20 protein-coding genes are annotated in these 20,869 nt (G+C 31.4%); 18 read left to right on the top strand and 2 right to left on the bottom strand.

The window, feature by feature from the left end; all coding sequences use genetic code 11:
* Nucleotides 1-30 precede the first annotated feature (30 nt).
* Nucleotides 31-684, top strand: a complete 654-nt coding sequence (gene upp / locus BLT88_RS13815; protein ID WP_036787931.1) for a uracil phosphoribosyltransferase — start codon at nucleotides 31-33, stop codon at nucleotides 682-684.
* Here the strand turns inward: upp and BLT88_RS13810 are convergent.
* A complete protein-coding gene (locus BLT88_RS13810; RefSeq protein WP_091955539.1) occupies nucleotides 679-1,608 on the bottom strand; it encodes a DUF6427 family protein in 930 nt (309 codons plus the stop codon). The genes upp and BLT88_RS13810 overlap by 6 nt on opposite strands.
* A 41-nt stretch (nucleotides 1,609-1,649) precedes the next feature.
* Here BLT88_RS13810 and BLT88_RS13805 point away from each other — a divergent pair, with 41 nt between their 5' ends.
* The 17 genes from BLT88_RS13805 to BLT88_RS13725 all read left to right on the top strand — a co-directional run bounded on the left by BLT88_RS13805 (nucleotide 1,650) and on the right by BLT88_RS13725 (nucleotide 20,133).
* On the top strand, nucleotides 1,650-1,871 hold the full coding sequence (locus BLT88_RS13805; RefSeq protein WP_036782425.1) for a hypothetical protein: 222 nt from the start codon (nucleotides 1,650-1,652) through the stop codon (nucleotides 1,869-1,871).
* Nucleotides 1,872-1,880: 9 nt separating this feature from the next.
* Complete coding sequence (gene trmB / locus BLT88_RS13800) at nucleotides 1,881-2,552, top strand: tRNA (guanosine(46)-N7)-methyltransferase TrmB (protein WP_091955538.1); 672 nt, start codon at nucleotides 1,881-1,883, stop codon at nucleotides 2,550-2,552.
* Between the two features lie 127 nt (nucleotides 2,553-2,679).
* Nucleotides 2,680-3,012 (top strand): MGMT family protein, encoded by a 333-nt coding sequence (locus BLT88_RS13795; RefSeq protein ID WP_091955536.1) that lies wholly within the window; start codon nucleotides 2,680-2,682, stop codon nucleotides 3,010-3,012.
* A gap of 112 nt (nucleotides 3,013-3,124) precedes the next feature.
* Complete coding sequence (locus BLT88_RS13790) at nucleotides 3,125-4,264, top strand: Mrp/NBP35 family ATP-binding protein (protein ID WP_036782432.1); 1,140 nt, start codon at nucleotides 3,125-3,127, stop codon at nucleotides 4,262-4,264.
* Nucleotides 4,265-4,268: 4 nt separating this feature from the next.
* On the top strand, nucleotides 4,269-4,505 hold the full coding sequence (locus BLT88_RS13785; RefSeq protein ID WP_036787934.1) for a NifU family protein: 237 nt from the start codon (nucleotides 4,269-4,271) through the stop codon (nucleotides 4,503-4,505).
* 201 nt (nucleotides 4,506-4,706) lie between these two features.
* Nucleotides 4,707-5,762, top strand: a complete 1,056-nt coding sequence (locus BLT88_RS13780) for an NAD(P)/FAD-dependent oxidoreductase (RefSeq protein WP_091955535.1) — start codon at nucleotides 4,707-4,709, stop codon at nucleotides 5,760-5,762.
* Nucleotides 5,763-6,180: 418 nt separating this feature from the next.
* On the top strand, nucleotides 6,181-7,338 hold the full coding sequence (locus tag BLT88_RS13775) for a homogentisate 1,2-dioxygenase (protein WP_091955533.1): 1,158 nt from the start codon (nucleotides 6,181-6,183) through the stop codon (nucleotides 7,336-7,338).
* Nucleotides 7,339-7,471: 133 nt separating this feature from the next.
* Entirely contained in the window at nucleotides 7,472-8,632 is a 1,161-nt protein-coding gene (gene hppD / locus BLT88_RS13770) for a 4-hydroxyphenylpyruvate dioxygenase (RefSeq protein WP_091955532.1), read from the top strand.
* Between the two features lie 193 nt (nucleotides 8,633-8,825).
* Nucleotides 8,826-9,743, top strand: coding sequence for a tryptophan 2,3-dioxygenase family protein (locus BLT88_RS13765; RefSeq protein ID WP_036782449.1), 918 nt, complete (start codon nucleotides 8,826-8,828; stop codon nucleotides 9,741-9,743).
* Between the two features lie 109 nt (nucleotides 9,744-9,852).
* A complete protein-coding gene (locus BLT88_RS13760) occupies nucleotides 9,853-10,623 on the top strand; it encodes a DUF3108 domain-containing protein (protein WP_036782452.1) in 771 nt (256 codons plus the stop codon).
* Nucleotides 10,624-10,722: 99 nt separating this feature from the next.
* Complete coding sequence (locus BLT88_RS13755; protein WP_091955530.1) at nucleotides 10,723-11,988, top strand: peptidoglycan DD-metalloendopeptidase family protein; 1,266 nt, start codon at nucleotides 10,723-10,725, stop codon at nucleotides 11,986-11,988.
* A 3-nt stretch (nucleotides 11,989-11,991) separates the two neighbouring features.
* Nucleotides 11,992-13,560, top strand: coding sequence for a glucose-6-phosphate isomerase (pgi, locus tag BLT88_RS13750; RefSeq protein ID WP_091955529.1), 1,569 nt, complete (start codon nucleotides 11,992-11,994; stop codon nucleotides 13,558-13,560).
* 197 nt (nucleotides 13,561-13,757) lie between these two features.
* Entirely contained in the window at nucleotides 13,758-16,298 is a 2,541-nt protein-coding gene (locus BLT88_RS13745) for a carboxypeptidase-like regulatory domain-containing protein (RefSeq protein WP_091955527.1), read from the top strand.
* An 11-nt stretch (nucleotides 16,299-16,309) separates the two neighbouring features.
* Nucleotides 16,310-17,887: a hypothetical protein gene (locus BLT88_RS13740; protein WP_157691233.1), complete on the top strand. Its 1,578-nt coding sequence runs from the start codon at nucleotides 16,310-16,312 to the stop codon at nucleotides 17,885-17,887.
* Between the two features lie 104 nt (nucleotides 17,888-17,991).
* A complete protein-coding gene (locus BLT88_RS13735) occupies nucleotides 17,992-18,414 on the top strand; it encodes a hypothetical protein (protein ID WP_036782461.1) in 423 nt (140 codons plus the stop codon).
* A 153-nt stretch (nucleotides 18,415-18,567) separates the two neighbouring features.
* Nucleotides 18,568-19,146, top strand: coding sequence for a lysophospholipid acyltransferase family protein (locus BLT88_RS13730; RefSeq protein ID WP_368086545.1), 579 nt, complete (start codon nucleotides 18,568-18,570; stop codon nucleotides 19,144-19,146).
* 6 nt (nucleotides 19,147-19,152) lie between these two features.
* Nucleotides 19,153-20,133, top strand: a complete 981-nt coding sequence (locus tag BLT88_RS13725; protein ID WP_036782467.1) for an acyl-ACP desaturase — start codon at nucleotides 19,153-19,155, stop codon at nucleotides 20,131-20,133.
* Between the two features lie 220 nt (nucleotides 20,134-20,353).
* On the opposite strand, the gene BLT88_RS13720 is transcribed toward BLT88_RS13725, so the two are convergent.
* On the bottom strand, nucleotides 20,354-20,869 hold the full coding sequence (locus BLT88_RS13720) for a GNAT family N-acetyltransferase (RefSeq protein WP_091955523.1): 516 nt from the start codon (nucleotides 20,867-20,869) through the stop codon (nucleotides 20,354-20,356).

Here is a 20,869-nt window from a genome sequence, read left to right as displayed (position 1 = left end):
AATATTACATCTATTATTATAATTTACAAAATGGAAATACATCATATAGGAGAAAACAACTCGGTTTTAAATACTTTTATTTCTGAAATTAGAGACAAAAAAATTCAAAAAGATTCTTTGCGCTTTAGAAGAAATATAGAGAGAATTGGAGAGATTTTAAGTTATGAATTAAGTAAAAGCCTTTTGTATTCAAGTGTTTCTATAGAGACTCCTTTAGGAGAAAAGAAAGAGCAATTGCCAAACAATGACTTGGTTGTATGCTCGGTTTTAAGAGCTGGTTTGCCTTTGCATCAAGGATTGTTGAATTATTTTGATAAAGCTGAAAATGCATTCATTTCTGCATATAGACATCATCCTAAAGATAATGATGAATTTGAAATTGTTGTAGAGTATTTTGCTTCACCAGAAATAAAAAATAAAACCTTTTTATTGGCGGATCCAATGTTGGCCACTGGTCAATCTTTAGTGGCGGTTCATGAGGCTATAAAAAAATATGGTACTCCAAAAGAATTGCATATTATTGTTGTTATTGGTTCTAAAGAAGGAATAGATCATATTGAAGAAAATTTTCCAGAAAACACCCATTTATGGATTGCTGCTATTGACGATGAGTTAAATAGTAAAGGGTATATTGTACCAGGTTTAGGAGATGCGGGTGATTTAGCTTTTGGGGAGAAATTATAAGAAAAAACTGAGAAAAATACAACCCACTAAAAAGATATATAAAACTAAGTCTTTCATCTTTTTTTTATCGATTAACTCAATTCCGTTTGCAATAACTACTGAAACAGGAAAAAGTACATACAAAAGTTCAGAACCGTTTTTTACAGGTAACAGAATTAAAAAAAGAATTACCGTTAGTAAATTAATAATTAATAAATACCAACTTCTTCTAAAGGTATTACTTATGGCAATGGTTGCAATGGATTTAAAAATTACAGAAAACAAAGAAAAAATAAAAATACTGATAATAAACCAATAGTATTTTGGAGCTTCATAAACTTGAAAGTCAAAATTGGATTTAAAACTAAAAAGTTCGTTAAACTCCTGCGTTTTATCAACCCAGAAAAAGTAAGTAAAATAAAGAAATATGGGAGTTATAAAAGCTATAATAGGGGTCAAAATGGTGTGAATTGTTATTTTTTGATGCAAGTAGGTTCCCGTAAAAATTAGAATTAAAAACAAAATTGAAAAAGGTTCAAAAATAAATAAAACACCTAGCCATAAACCACTGTCAAATAATTTTTGGATTACTTTTTTAGAGGATCGCAGACTGTATGTTTTTCGCAAAAAAAGGAAGTAAATAATCGTTAGAAGTAAACTTTTGTAATTTATTAATTCAGGTAAAATACAAACTGTTAAAAGTGTGAAAATAAAATAGGCGTAAGAATTATCAAAAGTTAATTTATTCTTGCTGAGAATAAAATTGTAGAAGAAAAAAACACCTAAAAAAAGGAGTAATAAAATGCCACTTTTTAAAAGTTTGTCTAGCGTAAAACCATCATAGAAAATAGTAAAAAAAACGCTAAAAGAGAAGCAAAGAAAAAAGAAAATCAATAAACCTATAAAATTGATTGGTTTAGTTTTGTTTAAAAAATTGGCTAGCATTGATTCTTTTGTTATTTTTGCAGTGTAAAGATAATTAAGTTATGATAGCAAGCAATATTTTTAGATGGATTGGTAGTTTATTTACTGATTTATTATTCATCCCTTTTAATAAATTACGTTTAGATATTGCCACAGCAGATTTAGGTTGGTGGATCTCAAACGCCGTAAACTGGATTTTCATGCTAGTTTTATTAGTTTTATTTGCATACTGGATGAAAGAATCTAAAAAGTTCTTAAGAGAAGGAACAGAGGATAAAGCTTAATTTTACATCTTGGGAAGCAAAAACAAATTGAAACGTTTCAATGAAAATGAAACGTTTAAAAATGTCATTCAACCTGCAAGAGAAGAAGTTGTTACTAACTTTTCCTTAAAAGGAAAATGGCATTCTTTTTTTAAAAATGATAATCCTATTGTTGTTGAGTTAGGGTGTGGTAAGGGCGAATATACCATTGCGTTAGCGAGACAAAATCCTCATAAAAATTTTATTGGAATTGATATAAAAGGAGCACGTTTTTGGAGAGGTGCAAAGACGGCAATAGAAGAAAATCTAGAAAATGTTGCTTTTGTAAGAACTCAAATTGAGTTGGTTGATTTTATTTTTGCAGAAAATGAAGTTTCAGAAATTTGGATTACGTTTCCTGATCCACAAATAAAATACCAGCGCACCAAACATAGAATGACAAATCCCAGTTTTCTTAAAAAATATTATCATATTTTAAAAGAAGATGGTATTATGAATTTAAAAACAGATTCTGAATTTATGCATGGTTATACCTTAGGATTGTTGCATGGAGAAGGGCATGAAATTTTATATGCAAATCACACTGTGTATAAAAATGAAGGTGCACCAAAAGAAGTTACAGAAACACAAACTTTTTACGAAAATCAGTACTTAGAAGTAGATAAGCCTATTACTTACATTAAATTTAGATTGAAGTATTAAGGAGTTTCAATGTAAAGCTAAATAAAGTGAAAGCAATCTTTGTATTGGTTCTTGAGCTCTTGCTAGTTCTAATAATTGGTTTCTTTCTCTATCGTGGTTAAATGAATACTTTTTATATCTTCACTTCATGAAAAAAGCTGACAATTTTTTTGATAGAGTCTACGGAATAGTGCGCTTAATCCCTTTTGGAAGAGTTACTAGTTACGGTGCAATTGGCACTTATTTAGGAGCTGCCAGATCAGCAAGAATGGTTGGTTGGGCAATGAATAAAGCACATAATTTAGAAGATGTTCCTGCGCATAGAGTCGTCAATAAAAAAGGATTGCTTACAGGGAAACATCATTTTGAGGGCACAAATTTAATGCAGCAATTATTGGAAAACGAAGGTATTGTTGTTCTTGAAAATCAAATTCAAGATTTAGAAAAAGTATTCTGGGATCCACTAAAGGAAGTCAAATAAATTCCACTTATCAATCCATAAATAATCACAATCTATTCATCTTAATTTCTTGTAAGTAAGCTGTATATTTGCAGACTAGATTAAATTAAAAAGGTCTAAATACTATTAATTCATGAGTTTTAAAAAAGAAGATATATACAAAGCATTAGAAACAATTACAGCTCCTGGTGAAGGAAAAAGCTTAATTGAAAACAATAATGTAACTAATGTTGTTCGTTTTGACAACGAAGTTGAAGTAGATGTAACCATCAGCAATCCAACTTTGCAAGCAAAAAAGAAAATTGAGTCAGAAATTACGAAGGCAATTAAGACAAATGTTGATGAAAACATTGATGTAAAAATTAATGTGAAAGTAGAGAAACCTGAACCAAAAGAAAAGTCAAATCAAATTCGAGGTAAAGAAATTCCGAATATTAAAAACATCATTGCAATTGCATCAGGGAAAGGTGGTGTTGGTAAATCTACAATTACAGCAAATACAGCTATTTCTTTAGCTAAAATGGGTTTTAATGTTGGTGTTTTAGATGCTGATGTGTATGGACCATCACAACATATTATGTTTGATGTAGAAAAAGCAAAACCACTTTCTGTAAATGTGGATGGTCGTTCAAAAATGAAACCTGTAGAAAATTATGGTGTAAAATTATTGTCTTTAGGGTTTTTCACAAATCCAGATCAAGCGGTAATTTGGCGAGGGCCTATGGCTTCTAAAGCATTAAATCAATTAATTTTTGATGCAGATTGGGGAGCGTTAGATTTTCTTTTAATTGATTTGCCTCCAGGAACCGGAGATGTTCATCTATCAATTGTGCAGGCTTTGCCGATTAATGGAGCTGTTGTGGTAAGTACGCCTCAAAATATTGCATTAGCAGATGCTAAAAAAGGAGTTGCAATGTTTCAACAAGATAGTATTAAGGTTCCTGTGTTAGGAATTATTGAGAACATGGCGTATTTTACACCAGAAGAATTGCCCGAAAATAAATATTATATCTTTGGAAAAGATGGTGCAAAAAATTTAGCAGCAGATATTGACACTAAATTCTTAGGAGAAATTCCGCTGGTACAAAGTATTCGTGAATCAGGAGATGTTGGACACCCTGTGGCATTGCAAGAAGGAACAGTTTTAGAGGAGTCTTTTAAAGAAATTACGAAAGAAATGTTATCCCAATTATTAAAAAGAAATGCCAATTTGCCACCAACAGAAGTAGTTAGAATCACAACAATGAGTGGTTGTAGTTCCGTTAAAAAATAAGATTATGACAGCACAAGAAACAGTAAATAATGTTGAAAAAGCATTAGATGAAATTCGTCCTTTTTTAATAAGTGATGGAGGAAACATCAAGCTACTTTCTATAGAAAACTCAATAGTAAAAGTTCAGTTAGAAGGAGCTTGCACCGGTTGTTCTGTAAATCAAATGACATTAAAAAACGGTGTGGAAGCAACCATAAAAAAGTATGCACCACAAATATCAGAAGTAATAAATGTTGCTTAAACCAATAAAAGTTAGTTTTTGAACATTTAAAAAATATATTTTTTAGCGTTACCTCAAAAGGTCGGGCTTTTAGCACTCGCTTTTTTTACTTCTAAAAAAGTAAAAAAGAGCTCAAACAGATGCTTCAATCCCTAACGCGTTTACGAATACAAAAAAAGACCTTACAAGCATAAAACCTTGTGAGGTTTTAAAAATAATAGAATGATTACAACAGATATCTTAATTATTGGTGCAGGGCCAACAGGTTTATTTACCGTTTTTGAAGCAGGTTTATTAAAACTGCGTTGTCATTTAATAGACGCATTACCGCAAGTTGGTGGCCAATGTTCTGAAATTTATCCAAAGAAACCTATTTATGATATTCCTGCATATCCAGAAATTTTAGCGGGTGATTTAACCGATAAATTAATGGAGCAAATTAAACAATTTGAACCAGGTTTTACATTAGGAGAACGTGCAGAAATAATAGAAAAACAAGACGACGACACGTTTTTTGTAACCACGAATAAAGGAACGAAGCATCACGCAAAAATTGTTGCTATTGCTGGTGGATTAGGAAGTTTTGAGCCTCGTAAACCACCAATTCCAAACATTGCTAATTTTGAAGATAAGGGGGTAGAGTATATTATTCGTGATCCAGAATTTTATAGAAATAAAAAAGTAGTTATTTCTGGTGGTGGAGATTCTGCTTTAGATTGGGCTATTTTCTTAACAGATGTTGCTTCTTCAGTAACTCTAATTCATAGAAGAAACGAATTTAGAGGTGCTTTAGATTCTGTAGATAAAGTGCAGGAATTGAAGGATGCAGGTAAAATAAGAATGATAACTCCGGCAGAAGTAAAAGAAATTATTGGAACTGATAAGGTCACTGGGGTTGCTATTATCCAAAAAGGGGAAGCGCCTTTTACAATAGAAACAGATCATTTTATTCCATTGTTTGGATTGTCACCAAAATTAGGGCCAATCGCAAATTGGGGGTTAGAAATTGAAAAAAACGCCATTAAAGTAAACAATGCTTTAGATTATCAAACGAACATTCCAGGTATTTATGCCATTGGAGATGTAAATACTTATCCGGGTAAATTGAAGTTAATTTTATGTGGTTTTCACGAAGCAACATTAATGTGTCAAAGTGCATACAAGCTTATTTTTCCAAATAAAAAATATGTAATGAAATACACTACTGTTGGTGGAGTTGATGGTTTTGACGGTACAAGAAAAGAAGCCCCAAAAGCAGTTATTAAGAAGATTGATTAATTTAGGATGTCCTTTTTGCACAGGCAAAATTTTATTTACAGACATAAAATAAATACTATTTTGTTTGAAATAGGAATTGAGGAAGTAAAAAAGTGTATAGGTTCCTAAAACAATTCTGGGTTATTTATTTTGGAATTAATTTCTATCCGAATTTTAAAACTTTTGAATACGGTTTGCTTCTTAATAAATTTAAAATTTTCGAGAGACTTTTTGTATATTTGTTTTTCAGCGAAATCGATTGAAATGTTTACAGAGTTATTAGTATATTTAAAATTCTTAATAAAACGTAATCCAGAATGATTCTTTAATTCTGTCATTTCTGCTTTGACAGGAATCTCTTTATTAAAATCTAATTCGTTATTTTAAGAAAAATATAGATTTTAATAATGTTACTTTTAATCATTCAATTTTAAAAATCATGCCTTTTTATCATAAATTAGGGGAAATACCACCCAAAAGACATACGCAATTTCGTAAAAAAGATGGAAGTTTATATTATGAACAACTATTTGGAACCATTGGTTTTGACGGAATGTCTACCAACAGCTATCATGAACATAGACCAACAATGGTCAAAGAAATTGTAAGGCAATATTCTATCGCTCCAAAAATTGCCAAAGCAAATAATATTCAATCGTATCGTTTTAAAGGGTTTCAAGTTCCGCAAGAAAGCGACTATCTAGAAAGTAGAAAGGTCGTTTTAACGAACTCAGATTGTAACATTATTTTAGCTGCACCGAAACAATCAACCAAAGATTATTTTTATAAAAATACAGATGCAGATGAGGTGATTTTTATCCATAAAGGAACGGGTAAATTACGCACAATGCTAGGGAATCTAGATTTTAAATATGGAGACTATTTAGTAATTCCGCGTGGAATTATCTATAAATTAGATTTTGATGATGAAAACAATCGACTATTTATTGTGGAATCCTATTCGCCAGTGTATACTCCAAAAAGATACAGGAATTATTTCGGCCAATTATTAGAGCATTCACCCTTCTGTGAGCGCGATTTAAGAAGGCCGCAAGAATTAGAAACACACAATGAGTTAGGTGATTTTCTAATCAAAGTAAAAAAGCAAGGTGAAATTATAGAAATGATTTATGCTTCGCATCCTTTTGATGTGGTGGGCTATGACGGATATAATTTTCCCTACGCATTTTCAATTCATGATTTCGAACCAATTACAGGTAGAATTCATCAACCGCCGCCAGTGCATCAAACTTTTGAAACGAATGCATTTGTAATTTGCAGTTTTGTGCCGCGTTTATATGATTATCACCCGAATTCAATTCCTGCGCCTTACAATCACAGTAATATAGATTCAGATGAGGTTTTATATTATGTGGATGGCGATTTTATGAGCAGAAATGATGTGGATCAAGGTCATATTTCTCTACATCCAGCAGGAATTCCACATGGGCCGCATCCAGGCGCAACCGAAAGAAGTATTGGTCATACAAAAACTGAAGAATTAGCAGTGATGGTAGATACTTTTAAACCTTTACAAGTAACGGAAGAAGCTATGAAAATTGCTGATGAAGAGTATTACAAATCTTGGTTGGAGTAATAAATTAAATAGAAGCTATTTCTTGCTTGTCGTTGTATTTTTTTTGTGAAAGAACAAAAAGTATGACACTTCAATTAGTACTGAAATATTTGCAAGTAATTAGTAAAAACAAAATATTTAAAATCATCAAAAGATGGCAAAAGAAATAAAATCAGTAAACTACGGTTTAGAAAAAATATTCGAAGGAGCTCAAGATTTTCTTCCGCTTTTAGGAACGGATTATGTCGAATTTTATGTGGGGAACGCAAAACAATCTGCACATTTTTACAAAACTGCATTTGGTTTTCAATCGCATGCATATCGAGGATTAGAAACAGGCTCTGCAGACTCGGTGAGTTATGTTTTAACTCAGGATAAAATCAAAATTATTTTAACCACTCCGTTAAATAGTAAGTCGCCTATAAACGATCATATTGTAAAACATGGTGATGGTGTTAAAGTAGTGGCACTTTGGGTAGAAGATGCAAGAAAAGCCTACAAAGAAACGATTTCTCGTGGAGCAAAGTCTTATATGGAACCAACCATAGAATCAGATGAAAACGGAGAAGTGGTTAGAGCAGGAATTTACACCTACGGAGAAACGGTGCACATGTTTGTAGAACGAAAAAACTATAACGGCGTTTTTTTACCAGGCTTTCAAAAGTGGGAATCAGCTTATAATCCGCCAACATCGGGTCTAAAATACATAGACCACATGGTTGGTAATGTAGGTTGGAATCAAATGAATAAATGGGTAAAATTCTATGAAGATGTTATGGGTTTTGTTAATTTTTTATCATTTGACGACAAACAAATTCATACTGAATATTCAGCACTAATGAGTAAGGTAATGTCTAATGGAAATGGAAGAATCAAGTTTCCAATAAATGAACCGGCTGAAGGAAAAAAACGTTCTCAAATTGAAGAATATTTAGACTTTTATGAAGGCGCTGGCGTACAACATATTGCTATGGCAACAGATGATATTATAAAAACGGTATCTCAATTAAAAGCAAACGGAATAGAATTTTTATCAACACCACCAGCAGCATATTATCAATCTGTTCCGGGAAGATTAGAAGAGTTTAGTCATGAATTAAGAGAAGATATCGAAAAATTAAAAAGTTTAGGAATTATGATAGATGCCGATGAAGAAGGCTATTTATTACAAATTTTCACTAAACCAATAGAAGACAGACCTACCTTGTTTTTTGAAATCATTCAAAGAATGGGCGCAAGAGGTTTTGGGGCCGGAAACTTTAAAGCATTGTTTGAATCTATTGAAAGAGAGCAAGCAAAAAGAGGAACTCTTTAATTTAGGAATTAAGATGTATTAACCTTGAAGAAATGAACAAACCATTAAAGTTATTGATAAATTTAATTAATAGAAAGACAGAAGGAAACCCTATTTTTAAAATATTTATGTATACCATTTTAATATTTTGTTTTTTTTCAATAATAACATCCTTGGTAATATATTTTAGTAAATAAGGGTTATTCTTATAAATATGAATAGAGAAGAAATTTTAAAAGCAATAGAGGAAAAGTATGAGAAGTTAGGCGTTCCTGTAGACGCTATGCTAGAAGGTCTGCTTTGGAGTACACCAATCACTTATTGGGACTATATCCAGACGGATGCTTTATTAGGATTGCAAACGCCTAGAACCACACAACCAGATGAAATGGTGTTTATCATGTATCATCAAGTAAACGAATTGTTGTTTAAAATGATTTTGTGGGAAATTGATCAAGTTGCAAAAACGAGGGAAGTTTCTGTAGATAAATTTACGATGCATCTCAATAGAATTAGTCGCTATTTTGATATGTTGTGTAGTTCTTTTAATGTGATGGCAGACGGAATGGAAAAAGAGCAATATCTAAAATTCAGAAATACATTAACTCCTGCAAGTGGCTTTCAAAGTGCGCAATACAGAAAAATTGAGTTTGCATCAACTGAGTTGATTAATTTAATTGATGCACGTTACAGAGATACTATTGATAGAAATTCATCATTTAAAAACGCATATAATCATTTGTATTGGCAAGCTGCTGGTAAGAATTACACAACCGGACAAAAATCGACTTTATTAAATCTTTTTGAAAAAAAATACATGGGAGATTTTATTGATTTTATGGAAGACTATAATGATATCAACTTGTCTTTAAAATTCAAACAACTTCCAAAAGAAGTTCAAGAAAACGAAGACTTAATTAAAGCAATGCGTCATTATGATTATACTGTAAATATTAAGTGGGTCATGGCTCATTACAATGCTGCCGGCAAATATTTAGGAGGAAAAGATAAGGATTTGGAAGCAACTGGCGGAAGTAGTTGGCGTAAATACATGCACCCAAAATATCAAAGAAGAGTTTTTTATCCTTACTTATGGAGCGAAGAAGAATTAAAAAACTGGGGAACATTTTAAATTAAGAGAATTCCAGAATATTTTTATTGAGAGTACAAATAATTAGTAAATGGCTTTTTTTCATTTTGGAATGGTAATTGTCATTACTTTTTTATAAGTTTGGTTTTTTATGAAAAAGTACACCCTATTATTTTTTGTAGTATTCTTTTTGACAACTGCTTTCAGTCAGGAAAAATCAGCTGTTTTTAAAAGCGGAGAATGGTTGCGGTATAAAATGAGTTATAGTGGTTTTTTAAGAGCTGGAACAGCAATTTTAGAAGTTGATGAAAAAGACTATAATGGTAAAAAAGTCTTTCAAGCAAAAGGAACAGGTTGGACTTCTGGGCCTGTAAAGTGGTTTTTTGAAGTAGATGACAAATATGAATCGTATTTTGATAAAGATAGCATAAAGCCTTATTTGTTTAAAAGAAAGATTAATGAAGGAGGTTATAAAAAACACAGAATAACCGCTTTTAATTATATTTCTAACAAAGCATACGTACAAGATTTTACAAAGCAAAAAGACACTTCTGTTTCTTTTACGAATGTACAAGATATGATGTCTTCTTTCTATTTTTTAAGAAATACGAATACAACAAATTTAAAAAAGGGAGATGAAATTGCATTAGACATGTTTATGGATTCACAAATTTATCCTTTTAAGTTGCGTTTTTTGGGAAGAGAGATTTTAAAAACAAAATTCGGAAAGGTCAATTCTTTAATATTTAGACCTTTAGTTCAGTCAGGGAGGATTTTTAAAGCACAAGAAAGTGTAACTATTTGGATTACTGATGATGCGAATAAAATTCCAATAAAAATGATGGCCTCTCTTTCTGTAGGTTCTTTAAGAGCAGAATTAGAGGAGTATAAAGGTTTAGCCAATCCTTTTCAAAAGATTTAGAAAATTTTAACGAAACCGTTTTATTAAGTTCTACTCTTAGAATGAAAATAAATCAATTTTATTTGTACTTTTGAAATCTACCCAAATAGTATAACTTTCTTGAAAAAAATAGTAGCTCTATTAGCGTTTATTTTGGTTTTTTCTTCTTGTAACAAAGAAATTAAAAACGCCGTTGTTCAAATTGAAAAACCAAAGCCAGAAATTAGATTTGGTTATAAAATTGATGATTATAAATTAATTCAAGACACCATAAAAGAAGGTGAAAGTTTTGGCGCTATTTTAGACAGACACCATGTTGCCTATCCAAAGATAAATCAAATTGCAACTTCAGTTAATGAAATTTTTGATGTTAGAAGGGTTAGGGCGGGTAAGCCTTATACTATTTTAGCAAGCAAAGACTCTTCGGAAAAAGCACAGGTTTTTATTTATAAGCACAATAAAATAAACGCAACAATTTTAGATTTTCAGGACTCTCTAATCACCGCATCCAGATTTCAAAAGCCAATTAAAGTTTTGGAAAAAGAGGTAAATGGAATTATTAACTCCAATCTTTCTGTAACAATGGATAGTTTGGGTTTAAGGCCAAACTTAACTTGGACAATAGCGGATATTTATGCTTGGACTTTAGATTTTTATGCCCTTCAGAAAGGAGATTCTTTTAAGTTTGTTTATGAAGAAAAATTTATTGATGATACTATTTTTGCAGGTTACGGAAAAGTAAAGTCAGCTGTTTTTAAGCACAAAGGTAAAGATTTATATGCATTTCGTTTTCTTGCGGATTCAATTTTAAACATTCATGAATATTATGACCAAGAAGGTAAAATGTTGCGAAGTCAATTCTTAAAAGCACCTATAAAATTTCAATATAGAATTTCATCAAGATATAATTTAAGAAGAAGGATTGCTTACTACGGAAATAGGATAAAACCTCATAAAGGCACAGATTTTGCCGCAAATATAGGAACGCCAATTATTGCAACTGCAAGCGGAACCGTTTCAGAATCTGCAAGAAGAGGAGGTAATGGAAACTATGTAAAGATTAAACATAATGGCACATACTCTACCCAATATCTACACATGAAATCACGTAAAGTAAGAAAAGGGAATTACGTAAAACAAGGTGATGTAATTGGTTATGTAGGTATGACAGGAAATACAGGGGGTCCTCATGTTTGTTATCGTTTTTGGAAATACGGTAAACAAGTAGATCCTTTAAGAGAAAAATTACCAGCTGCAAAACCTATGAAAAAAGAGGTGAAACCAACCTTTTTTAAATTCATAAGAACATTAAAATATCAATTAGATTATAAAAGAGTTCCTGTTCAAGAACCTGAAGAAATTAAAGAAACTATCGCACAAAAATAAAAAATGGCTTTAAAAAACATCAACCCAACAACAACAGAATCTTGGAGAAAATTAATAAATCATTTTAAGGATATTAAAGATATCAATATTAAAGATTTGAGTAAAGACGAAAATAGAAAAGCAGATTTTTCTATAGAATTTGATGATTTACTAGTAGATTTTTCTAAAAATAGAATTACAAAAGAAACAATTAATTTACTAGTAGCATTAGCAAAAGAAGTCGGTTTAAAAGAAGCTATTGAAAGTCAATATTCAGGAGAAGAAATTAATGTAACAGAGGGAAGAGCAGTTTTACACACAGCATTAAGAAGTACTTCTGATGAACCGGTTTTTGTCCACGGTAAAAATATTAAGCCTCAGATACAAGCAGCTTTAAGGAAAATTAAAAGTTTTTCGAATAAAGTTATTTCTGGAAAATGGAAAGGATATACAGGAAAATCAATTACGGATGTTGTAAATATTGGAATTGGAGGTTCTGACCTCGGGCCAGATATGATTGTTGAGTCTTTACAATTTTATAAAAACCAATTAACAACTCATTTTGTTTCTAATGTTGACGGAGATCATGTCTCTGAAGTAATTAAGAAATTAAATCCGGAAACTACCTTATTTGTAATAGTTTCTAAAACATTTACAACTCAGGAAACTATTACAAATTCGGAAACAATTAAAAATTGGTTTTTAAAATCAGCAACAATTTTTGATATTCCAAAACACTTCGTGGCCGTTTCTACAAATTTAGAAGCAGTAGATAATTTTGGAATTGATAAAAATAACGTTTTTCCCATGTGGAATTGGGTTGGAGGGCGTTTTTCACTCTGGTCTGCGGTAGGTTTGTCTATCAGTTTGTCCGTTGGGTTTGACAATTATAAGGCTCTTTTAGAAGGGGCGGAAGAAATGGATATCCATTTCAAAAATACAGACTTTGATAAAAACATACCAGTAGTGTTAGCGTTGATTAGCATTTGGTATAATAATTTTTATTTAGCAGAAACAGAAGCAGTTTTACCTTATTCTCAATATTTAAAGAAATTACCAGATTATTTGCAACAAGCAATCATGGAAAGTAATGGGAAAGGCGTAGATAGAAATGGAGATGCCATTGATTACCAAACGGGAACTATTGTTTGGGGTAGTACTGGTACAAATATGCAACATGCATTTATGCAATTAGTTCATCAAGGTACAAAGTTAATTCCTGCAGATTTTATTGGTTACAAAGAATCTTTATATGGTTTAACAGACCACCATAATAAATTGATGGCAAATTATTATGGACAAATGGAAGCTTTGGCTTTTGGTAAAAGTAAAGAAGAGGTTCATTTAGAATTAAAATTCTCGGGTGATGAAGATAAAATAAATCAATTACTACCTTTTAAAGTTTTTGAGGGAAATAGACCGAGTAATGCAATCCTTTTCGATAAATTAACACCACGATCTTTAGGGAAATTGATAGCACTTTATGAACATAAAATTTTCACGCAAGGAATTTTATGGAACATATATAGTTATGATCAATTTGGTGTGGAATTAGGGAAAGAATTAGCCAAGAAGCTATTGAAAAACAAATAGATTAAAATATTTTAACTGTTAAGTAGTTTTTTGTTAATAAAACTGTTAATATATTATAGTATCATTTTTAGAACATAGGTTTTATTTTGTTTACTTTTCAATATCTTAATTTGTTGTTAAAACTTAACATTAAATTAACATTATAAATCGGTAAAAGCAAGACTTTTGCCGAACATTAAATAACATAAATTTAAACAATGAAAAATTTTAAAAACTTATTATTTGTAGCTTTATTTTCTATATCTGCTGCAGTTTTAGGACAAACTAAAATTACAGGTACAATCGTTGATGAGACAAATCAATCATTACCTGGAGCTAGTGTTTTAGAAAAAGGAACAACCAATGGAGCAGTAACTGATTTCGATGGTAATTTTGTGCTAAATGCTAAATCAAATTCTGGTGTTCTAGTAATCTCTTTTATAGGTTACAAATCAAAAGAAGTTGCTTTTTCTTCTTCAAAAACTAAGTTGGGTTCTATTCAATTAGATGCGGATGCTAGTTTAGATGAAATTGTTTTAACAGCAACATCATTTGCTATTGATAGAAAAACGCCAGTGGCGGTTTCTACACTAAAAGCTGCAGATATTGAGAGAAAGTTAGGTTCTCAAGAATTCCCTGAAGTTTTAAAATCTACACCAGGAGTATATGCTACGAAATCTGGAGGTGGTTTTGGAGATGGTCGTATTAACTTACGTGGATTTAATTCTGAAAATGTTGCCGTTATGATTAATGGTGTTCCTGTCAATGACATGGAAAACGGAAGAGTATATTGGTCTAACTGGGCTGGATTATCAGATGTTACATCTGCAATGCAAGTTCAAAGAGGTTTAGGAGCTTCTAAAGTTGCGGTACCTTCTATTGGAGGAACTATTAATATTTTGTCTAAAACTTCTGATGTTCAAAAAGGAGGAAATATTATTGCTTCTACAGGTAACGATGGATACCAAAAATATGGCTTTACTTTATCTACAGGTTTAATGGATAGCGGTTTGGCTGCAACAGTGTCTTTTGCGAAAATTGAAGGAGAAGGTTATATTGACGGAACTCAATTTAAAGGGTTTAACTATTTTGTAAATATCTCTAAAGAAATCAATGATAATCATACTTTATCATTTACAACATTTGGAGCGCCACAAAGACATGGTCAAAGACAAAACAGAAGTACAATTGCTACCTACAGAGATGCTGAATCAGGAAATAAATTCAATCCAGATTGGGGTTATAAAAACGGACAAGTAACTCATATAGAGGATAACTTCTATCACAAATCTCAAACTTCATTAAACCATTATTGGACAATGAGTGATGTAACATCTTTATCAACGGCTGCATACGCATCCTATGGTACTGGTGGTGGTGGTGGAACTGCTGGAACTAACAGAGATTTATTCGGTGTTAGATTAGGTGGTTCAGATCAACCTGTAGATTTAGATAATATTGTTGAGATTAACAGAGCAAATGGCGCTTTAGGTGCTGAAGCAATCCTAAGAGCTTCTAGAAATGATCACGAATGGTTTGGTGTTTTATCTACATTCAAAACAGAACTTTCTGATGACTTAGATTTAATTGCTGGTTTGGACTGGAGAACATATACAGGAAAACATTTTAGAGAAGTAACTGATTTATTAGGAGGTGATTATTTCTTTGATAATTCTAATGTTAATAACCCGAATGCAGCTTTAAGTGTAGGAGATAAGTTCGGATATAATAATGATGGAAAAGTTGGATGGTTAGGTTTCTTTGCTCAATTAGAATATGGGACTGATAATTTTAACGCTTTTGTGTCTACATCTGTTCAAAGAAGTTCTTATCAAAGGATTGAATACTTTTTATATGACTTAAGTACAGAAGCTGGAAAAGATTTAGGAACTTCTGATAAAATAACGTTAAACGGTTATAGTATTAAAGGTGGTGCAAACTTTAGACTAGATGATGTACAAAACGTTTTTGCAAACATTGGATATTTTGAGAGACCAGCAACATTTAATGCAGTCTTTAATGGATTTAACAATACATCGATTAACTCAGATGCTGAAAATGAAAAAGTGTTTAGTTTAGAATTAGGCTACGGTTTAAGAGGTGAAAAATTTGCAGCAAATGTAAATTTATACAGAACACAGTGGAATGACAGAACATTTACAAGAACGGTAAGAGCAACCCAGCCTGGAGCTGAAGACTACACAGCCAATCTTTTAGGCGTTAACGCATTACATCAAGGTGTAGAATTCGATTTCACTTATAAGCATTCAGATAAATTAAACTTTACAGGTATGCTATCTTTAGGTGATTGGAAATGGGATAACGACTTATTAGATGTACCAGTTTTTGATGAGAATCAAAATGAAGTAGATACAATTTCCTTACCTATTGAAGGTTTAAGAGTATCAGATGCTGCACAAACAACAGCTGCTTTGGGTATGTTATACAAGTTTTGGGATAAAACAAGTATTACTTTAGACTATAATTATTTCGCAGATTTATATGCTCAAATAGATGTTTTAAGTTATGCGGATGCTACAGAAAGACCTGAAGATTCTTGGAAAGCACCAAGTTATAGTACAGTAGATGCAAGTTTACGTCATGGTTTTAACCTTGGTGAATTTGACACCACTGTTACCCTTCGTGTAAACAACTTGTTTGATACAGAATATATAGCTGACGCTTTAGATGCAAGTGACCCATTGGTATGGTTTGGTTACGGTAGAACATTTAGTTTAAGCGCAAAAATTAAATTTTAAAAACTTTAAAAATGAAAAAAATATTTTATTCTTTCGCAATTCTTTCTTTGTTGTTTACTTCGTGTAATCCAATGGAAGATATTTATGAGGAGATTGATGCTTTAGAATCAGTTATTTCTGGTGAAGCAACATATACATTAACAGATGAGGATTATGATGATTTAGAGCTAGGTTTTGGAAACTTTAATTCTATAGATGTTGCTAAATCTATGTTACCTGATTTTTTATCTGGTAAATTCCCAGCATGGGGGGCAGAATCTTTGGCTGCAGTAACGTTTAAATTATATAATCCAATTAAATTTGATGCCTATACAGTTACGGATGCAGATTATGAAGCTATTGGGTTAACTAGTTTAAATAATAGCGGAGATTTTAATGACTTTTTTGAGTATAAATTTCCAAGTGAGGTAAAAGGAACTGTAGTAGATTTAACCTATAATACAGAGCCAACAATTACAAATTATACATTAACGGATGCTGATTATGATTTAGTAGGTAATGGAAGGTTTGATAATTTTGATATTAGAACAGGAAGAGCTGAAGAAACCATTGATGCTAGAAGAGCTAAAATTCAGACTATTTTATTAAATAACTTTCCTGATGCCGCAGATGGAGCCAAGTATAATGTAACTTATGCAGTATACGATGGTAGTGCAGGTGTTTTAGAGATGTTAGTTAAGCAACAGCAAAATGAGCCTGATGCTTCTTTAACAACAAATTATACATTGACAGAGGCTGATTTTGAATTGGTTGGTAATGGTCAATATAAGAACTTCGACATAAGAGCAGGAAGAGATGAGGAGACTGTTGAGGCAAGAAGAGCTAAGATAGAGACTATTTTATTAAATAACTTTCCAGCTGCGGTTTCTGGTGACTTGTTCAATGTTACCTATGCAATTTACGACGGTGCTCCCGGTACGAGAGTTATGTTAGTTCAATTTGATGGAACTGGTTATACTATTTTCAGCACTACTTCTTACGAGTTATATACTTTTGCTTTAGAGGAATCTACAACTAGATTTACACTAACAGACGAGTGGGCTGCGCCAATTTCGTTTACAAGTGATGAGTATGCCTTAATGGGACAAAGTTATCCAAATTTTAGTGATAATGATTTAGCTATTTATAATATTGGAATCTACTTAAGAACATTATATCAATTTGCAGCGATAGACGATTTTGTTGCAGTAGAATATAATTACTTTAGTGGAGGTGTAAGCCAAAGAAATGTAAATTATGTATTTGATGGATCAGTTTGGAATGCAATTCCTACTGTTATTGATGAAACAATCAAGTTTGGTCATGATGGTAACAGTTGGGTACCAGATAACACAATCAAGTACACTTTAACTGCGGCAGATTATGCTTTAGTAGGCAATGACCGTTATGGTAATTTTGATGTAAGAGCTGGTAAAGACGAGGAGAGTGAAGAATCACGTTTAGCAAAAATAAATACTATTTTGTTAAATAATTTCCCATCAGATGCAGAAGGTCAAAAATACATCGTTACTTATAATATCTATAACGGAGCAAACGGAGTTTGGTCTCTTGCAGTTATTAAAGAAGGAAGTGCTTACGTAAAACAATAAGTTACGATATCTAAATAATTTTATTAAAACCATCTCATTTGAGGTGGTTTTTTTATGCATAAAAATGAGTAACTTTACCGAATTAAAAATATAACTATAGTATGATGAAAGATATACATTCTTATTGGGCCTATTTAGTGTTGGCAATTCTTGTTTTTGCTGTTATTAATGCGATAATTGGCCTTACGCAAAAGAAACAATTTAAAGACAAAGATTTAAGAATTGGATTGTTTACCTTAATTGTTTCTCACATTCAATTATTAATTGGATTAGGATGGTATTTTATGTCTCCTTGGTATAAAGCCTTAAAAGAAAATGGAGGTGAAGTTATGGGGGATAAAGCTGCTAGATTATTAGCTGTAGAACACCCAATAATGATGATATTAGCAATTGTACTTATTACAATTGGCTGGTCTAAACACAAAAAGAAAACAACAGATTCATCAAAATTTAAAACATTTGTAATTTTTTATGGATTAGCTTTATTATTAATTCTTTCAAGAATCCCTTGGAACAATTGGTTTTAAAAGATGAAAATTTTAAGCTATATTCTTTCACCACTCTTTTTATTTACTTTTATATTATTCCTAATTATTTTTCATCCATTGCAATGGTTGAGCTTTAATATTTTTGGAATAAATACACATTCAAAAGTAGTAGCGATTCTTAATTATTTTTTAATGAAATCGCTATTAATTATTGGGGTAACAATTAGATTAAAAAACGAATATAAAATACCAGAAAACACTTCTATAATATTTGTTTCTAATCATCAATCAATTGTTGATATTCCGCCAATTGCATGGTTTTTTAGAAAACATTACCCAAAATTTGTTGCTAAAATAGAACTTGCAAAAGGAACTCCAAGTGTATCATATAATTTAAGAGTTGGAGGAGCTGCTTTAATAGATAGAAAAGATCCAAAACAATCTATAAGTGAATTGATTAAATTCTCAAAAAGGATAAATAAAAATAAATGGGGTGCAATTATTTTTCCTGAAGGAACAAGAAGTAGAAATGGTGAGCCTAAAAAGTTTGCCTCTAATGGCTTAAAAATCATCACAAAATTTAATAAAGAGGGATATGTTGTACCTTTAACAATCAATAATTCTTGGAAGATTTTTAAATACGGAAGTTTTCCATTTGGTATTGGAAGTCCAATTACAATTACTACACACAAACCAATAAAGATTGATTCTATGCCTTTTGAGGAATTATTAGAGCAAACAGAATCAATTATTAAAGAACACATAAAATAAAAAGTTATGTCTATAAAAAACGTAAGAAAAGAAGTAATGCTAACTTTAGAAAAAAAGATGCAACACTTTATGGATACTTATTTAATTCCTGCTGAAAAAATTTGGCAACCAACAGATTTTTTACCTAATTCTCAATCAGATTCATTTATTACAGAAGTAGAAGAAATAAGAGAAATATCTAAAGAATTACATGATGACTTTTGGGTGGTTTTAGTAGGAGATACCATTACAGAAGAAGCTCTACCAACATACGAATCTTGGTTGTTAGATTTAGACGGAGTTTGTCAAGATCCAGATAACAGTTGGGCAAAATGGGTAAGAACATGGACAGCAGAAGAAAACAGACATGGAGATGTTTTAAACAAATACTTGTATTTGTCTGGACGTGTAAATATGCGTGAAGTAGAAATATCTACTCAACATCTAATAGCAGATGGTTTTGATATTGGTACATCAACAGATCCTTATAAAAACTTTGTTTATACAACATTTCAAGAATTAGCAACGTATGTTTCCCATAACAATGTCGCAAAAATTGCACGCAAAAAAGGGCATAAAGCTTTGGCTAAAATGTCTAAAATTATTGCAGGAGACGAAATGCGTCATCACCAAGCATACTCACATTTTGTAAAAGAAATCTTTAAAATTGATGCTAGTGAAATGATGTTAGCTTTTCAGCACATGATGAAACATAAAATTGTAATGCCAGCATTGCATTTAAGAGAATCTTTTGCAGAAAAAGGTAGTCTGTTTGATGACTTTTCTGCAGTAGCACAAAGAATTGGCGTATATACAGGTTTCGATTATGTTGATATTCTAAAAAAATTGAACACAATGTGGGAAATTGATAAAATCACAAACTTAACTCCAGAAGCAGAAAAAGCAAGAGATTATTTAATGAAATTGCCAGATAGAATGTATAGAATTACAGAAAGAATTGTAATTCCAGACACAAAATTTGAGTTTAAATGGATGTTACCGGCCTAATTTTTAAGAAGCGATTGAATGCTTTACGAATAGCTTTTGTTACGTAATTTAAAAAGAGCTCAAATAAAATTTCCAATCGCAGTGCCACTTGATTTTAAACCTATAAAATTTTTAAATCCTTCTTTTTTTTAAAAACGGAAGGATTTTTGGTTCGAGTTATAAAACACGTAACTTCTGTTGTTTGTCGTTTTAAAGTTTCAATTTGATTTCAATAATTTTTTTAGGATTCTAGGTCGATTTCGAACAAACAAACAGGAGCTTCTTTATAATGATCAGGCAAGCTATCTGTGTTTTTTAAATCAAACATACCAAGAAAATCAAAACCAGCATTTTTATAATGTTTAATTAATCTCGTATTATTTCCTAAAGTATCTAATCTTATAAACTGTATTCCTTTTTCCTTCACATATTCTTTTGCCCAATCTACAATTTTAGAAACAAAATTTCTTCCCCTAAAATCCGGGTTCGTGGCTATTCTATGAATATAAATAGCACTATCTCTATTTCTTTCTTCCCAAATTTGTTCATCGTTAAAAGTTATTGCCCAAATACAAACCACCTCGTTGTTCATTAACATTTTAAATTGTCTATGCTCCGCAATTTCAGTTTCAACCATGTTTCTGTTAAAATCGGGCCAAACGATTACTTTTTCTTTTGCTTTCTGATAATCGGAAGCGATTCTGTAAAAGCTATAAATTTGATCAATATCCGTAATTGTAACATTATTTATTTGCAT

Origin of the sequence: Polaribacter sp. Hel1_33_78 (assembly GCF_900106075.1) — a bacterium.
Taxonomy (GTDB): domain Bacteria; phylum Bacteroidota; class Bacteroidia; order Flavobacteriales; family Flavobacteriaceae; genus Polaribacter.
This window is presented reverse-complemented; position numbering and strand designations above follow the sequence as displayed.

Coding starts and splice junctions, on each gene's coding strand:
- BLT88_RS13780 (WP_091955535.1), top strand. CDS start 4,707: ATGATTACAACAGATATCTTAATTATTGGTGCAGGGCCAACAGGTTTA.
- BLT88_RS13775 (WP_091955533.1), top strand. CDS start 6,181: ATGCCTTTTTATCATAAATTAGGGGAAATACCACCCAAAAGACATACG.
- BLT88_RS13765 (WP_036782449.1), top strand. CDS start 8,826: ATGAATAGAGAAGAAATTTTAAAAGCAATAGAGGAAAAGTATGAGAAG.
- BLT88_RS13720 (WP_091955523.1), bottom strand. CDS start 20,869: ATGCAAATAAATAATGTTACAATTACGGATATTGATCAAATTTATAGC.
- BLT88_RS13730 (WP_368086545.1), top strand. CDS start 18,568: ATGAAATCGCTATTAATTATTGGGGTAACAATTAGATTAAAAAACGAA.
- BLT88_RS13785 (WP_036787934.1), top strand. CDS start 4,269: ATGACAGCACAAGAAACAGTAAATAATGTTGAAAAAGCATTAGATGAA.
- BLT88_RS13735 (WP_036782461.1), top strand. CDS start 17,992: ATGAAAGATATACATTCTTATTGGGCCTATTTAGTGTTGGCAATTCTT.
- BLT88_RS13745 (WP_091955527.1), top strand. CDS start 13,758: ATGAAAAATTTTAAAAACTTATTATTTGTAGCTTTATTTTCTATATCT.
- upp (WP_036787931.1), top strand. CDS start 31: ATGGAAATACATCATATAGGAGAAAACAACTCGGTTTTAAATACTTTT.
- hppD (WP_091955532.1), top strand. CDS start 7,472: ATGGCAAAAGAAATAAAATCAGTAAACTACGGTTTAGAAAAAATATTC.
- BLT88_RS13795 (WP_091955536.1), top strand. CDS start 2,680: ATGAAAAAAGCTGACAATTTTTTTGATAGAGTCTACGGAATAGTGCGC.
- BLT88_RS13725 (WP_036782467.1), top strand. CDS start 19,153: ATGTCTATAAAAAACGTAAGAAAAGAAGTAATGCTAACTTTAGAAAAA.
- BLT88_RS13805 (WP_036782425.1), top strand. CDS start 1,650: ATGATAGCAAGCAATATTTTTAGATGGATTGGTAGTTTATTTACTGAT.
- BLT88_RS13740 (WP_157691233.1), top strand. CDS start 16,310: ATGAAAAAAATATTTTATTCTTTCGCAATTCTTTCTTTGTTGTTTACT.
- BLT88_RS13810 (WP_091955539.1), bottom strand. CDS start 1,608: ATGCTAGCCAATTTTTTAAACAAAACTAAACCAATCAATTTTATAGGT.
- pgi (WP_091955529.1), top strand. CDS start 11,992: ATGGCTTTAAAAAACATCAACCCAACAACAACAGAATCTTGGAGAAAA.
- BLT88_RS13760 (WP_036782452.1), top strand. CDS start 9,853: ATGAAAAAGTACACCCTATTATTTTTTGTAGTATTCTTTTTGACAACT.
- BLT88_RS13790 (WP_036782432.1), top strand. CDS start 3,125: ATGAGTTTTAAAAAAGAAGATATATACAAAGCATTAGAAACAATTACA.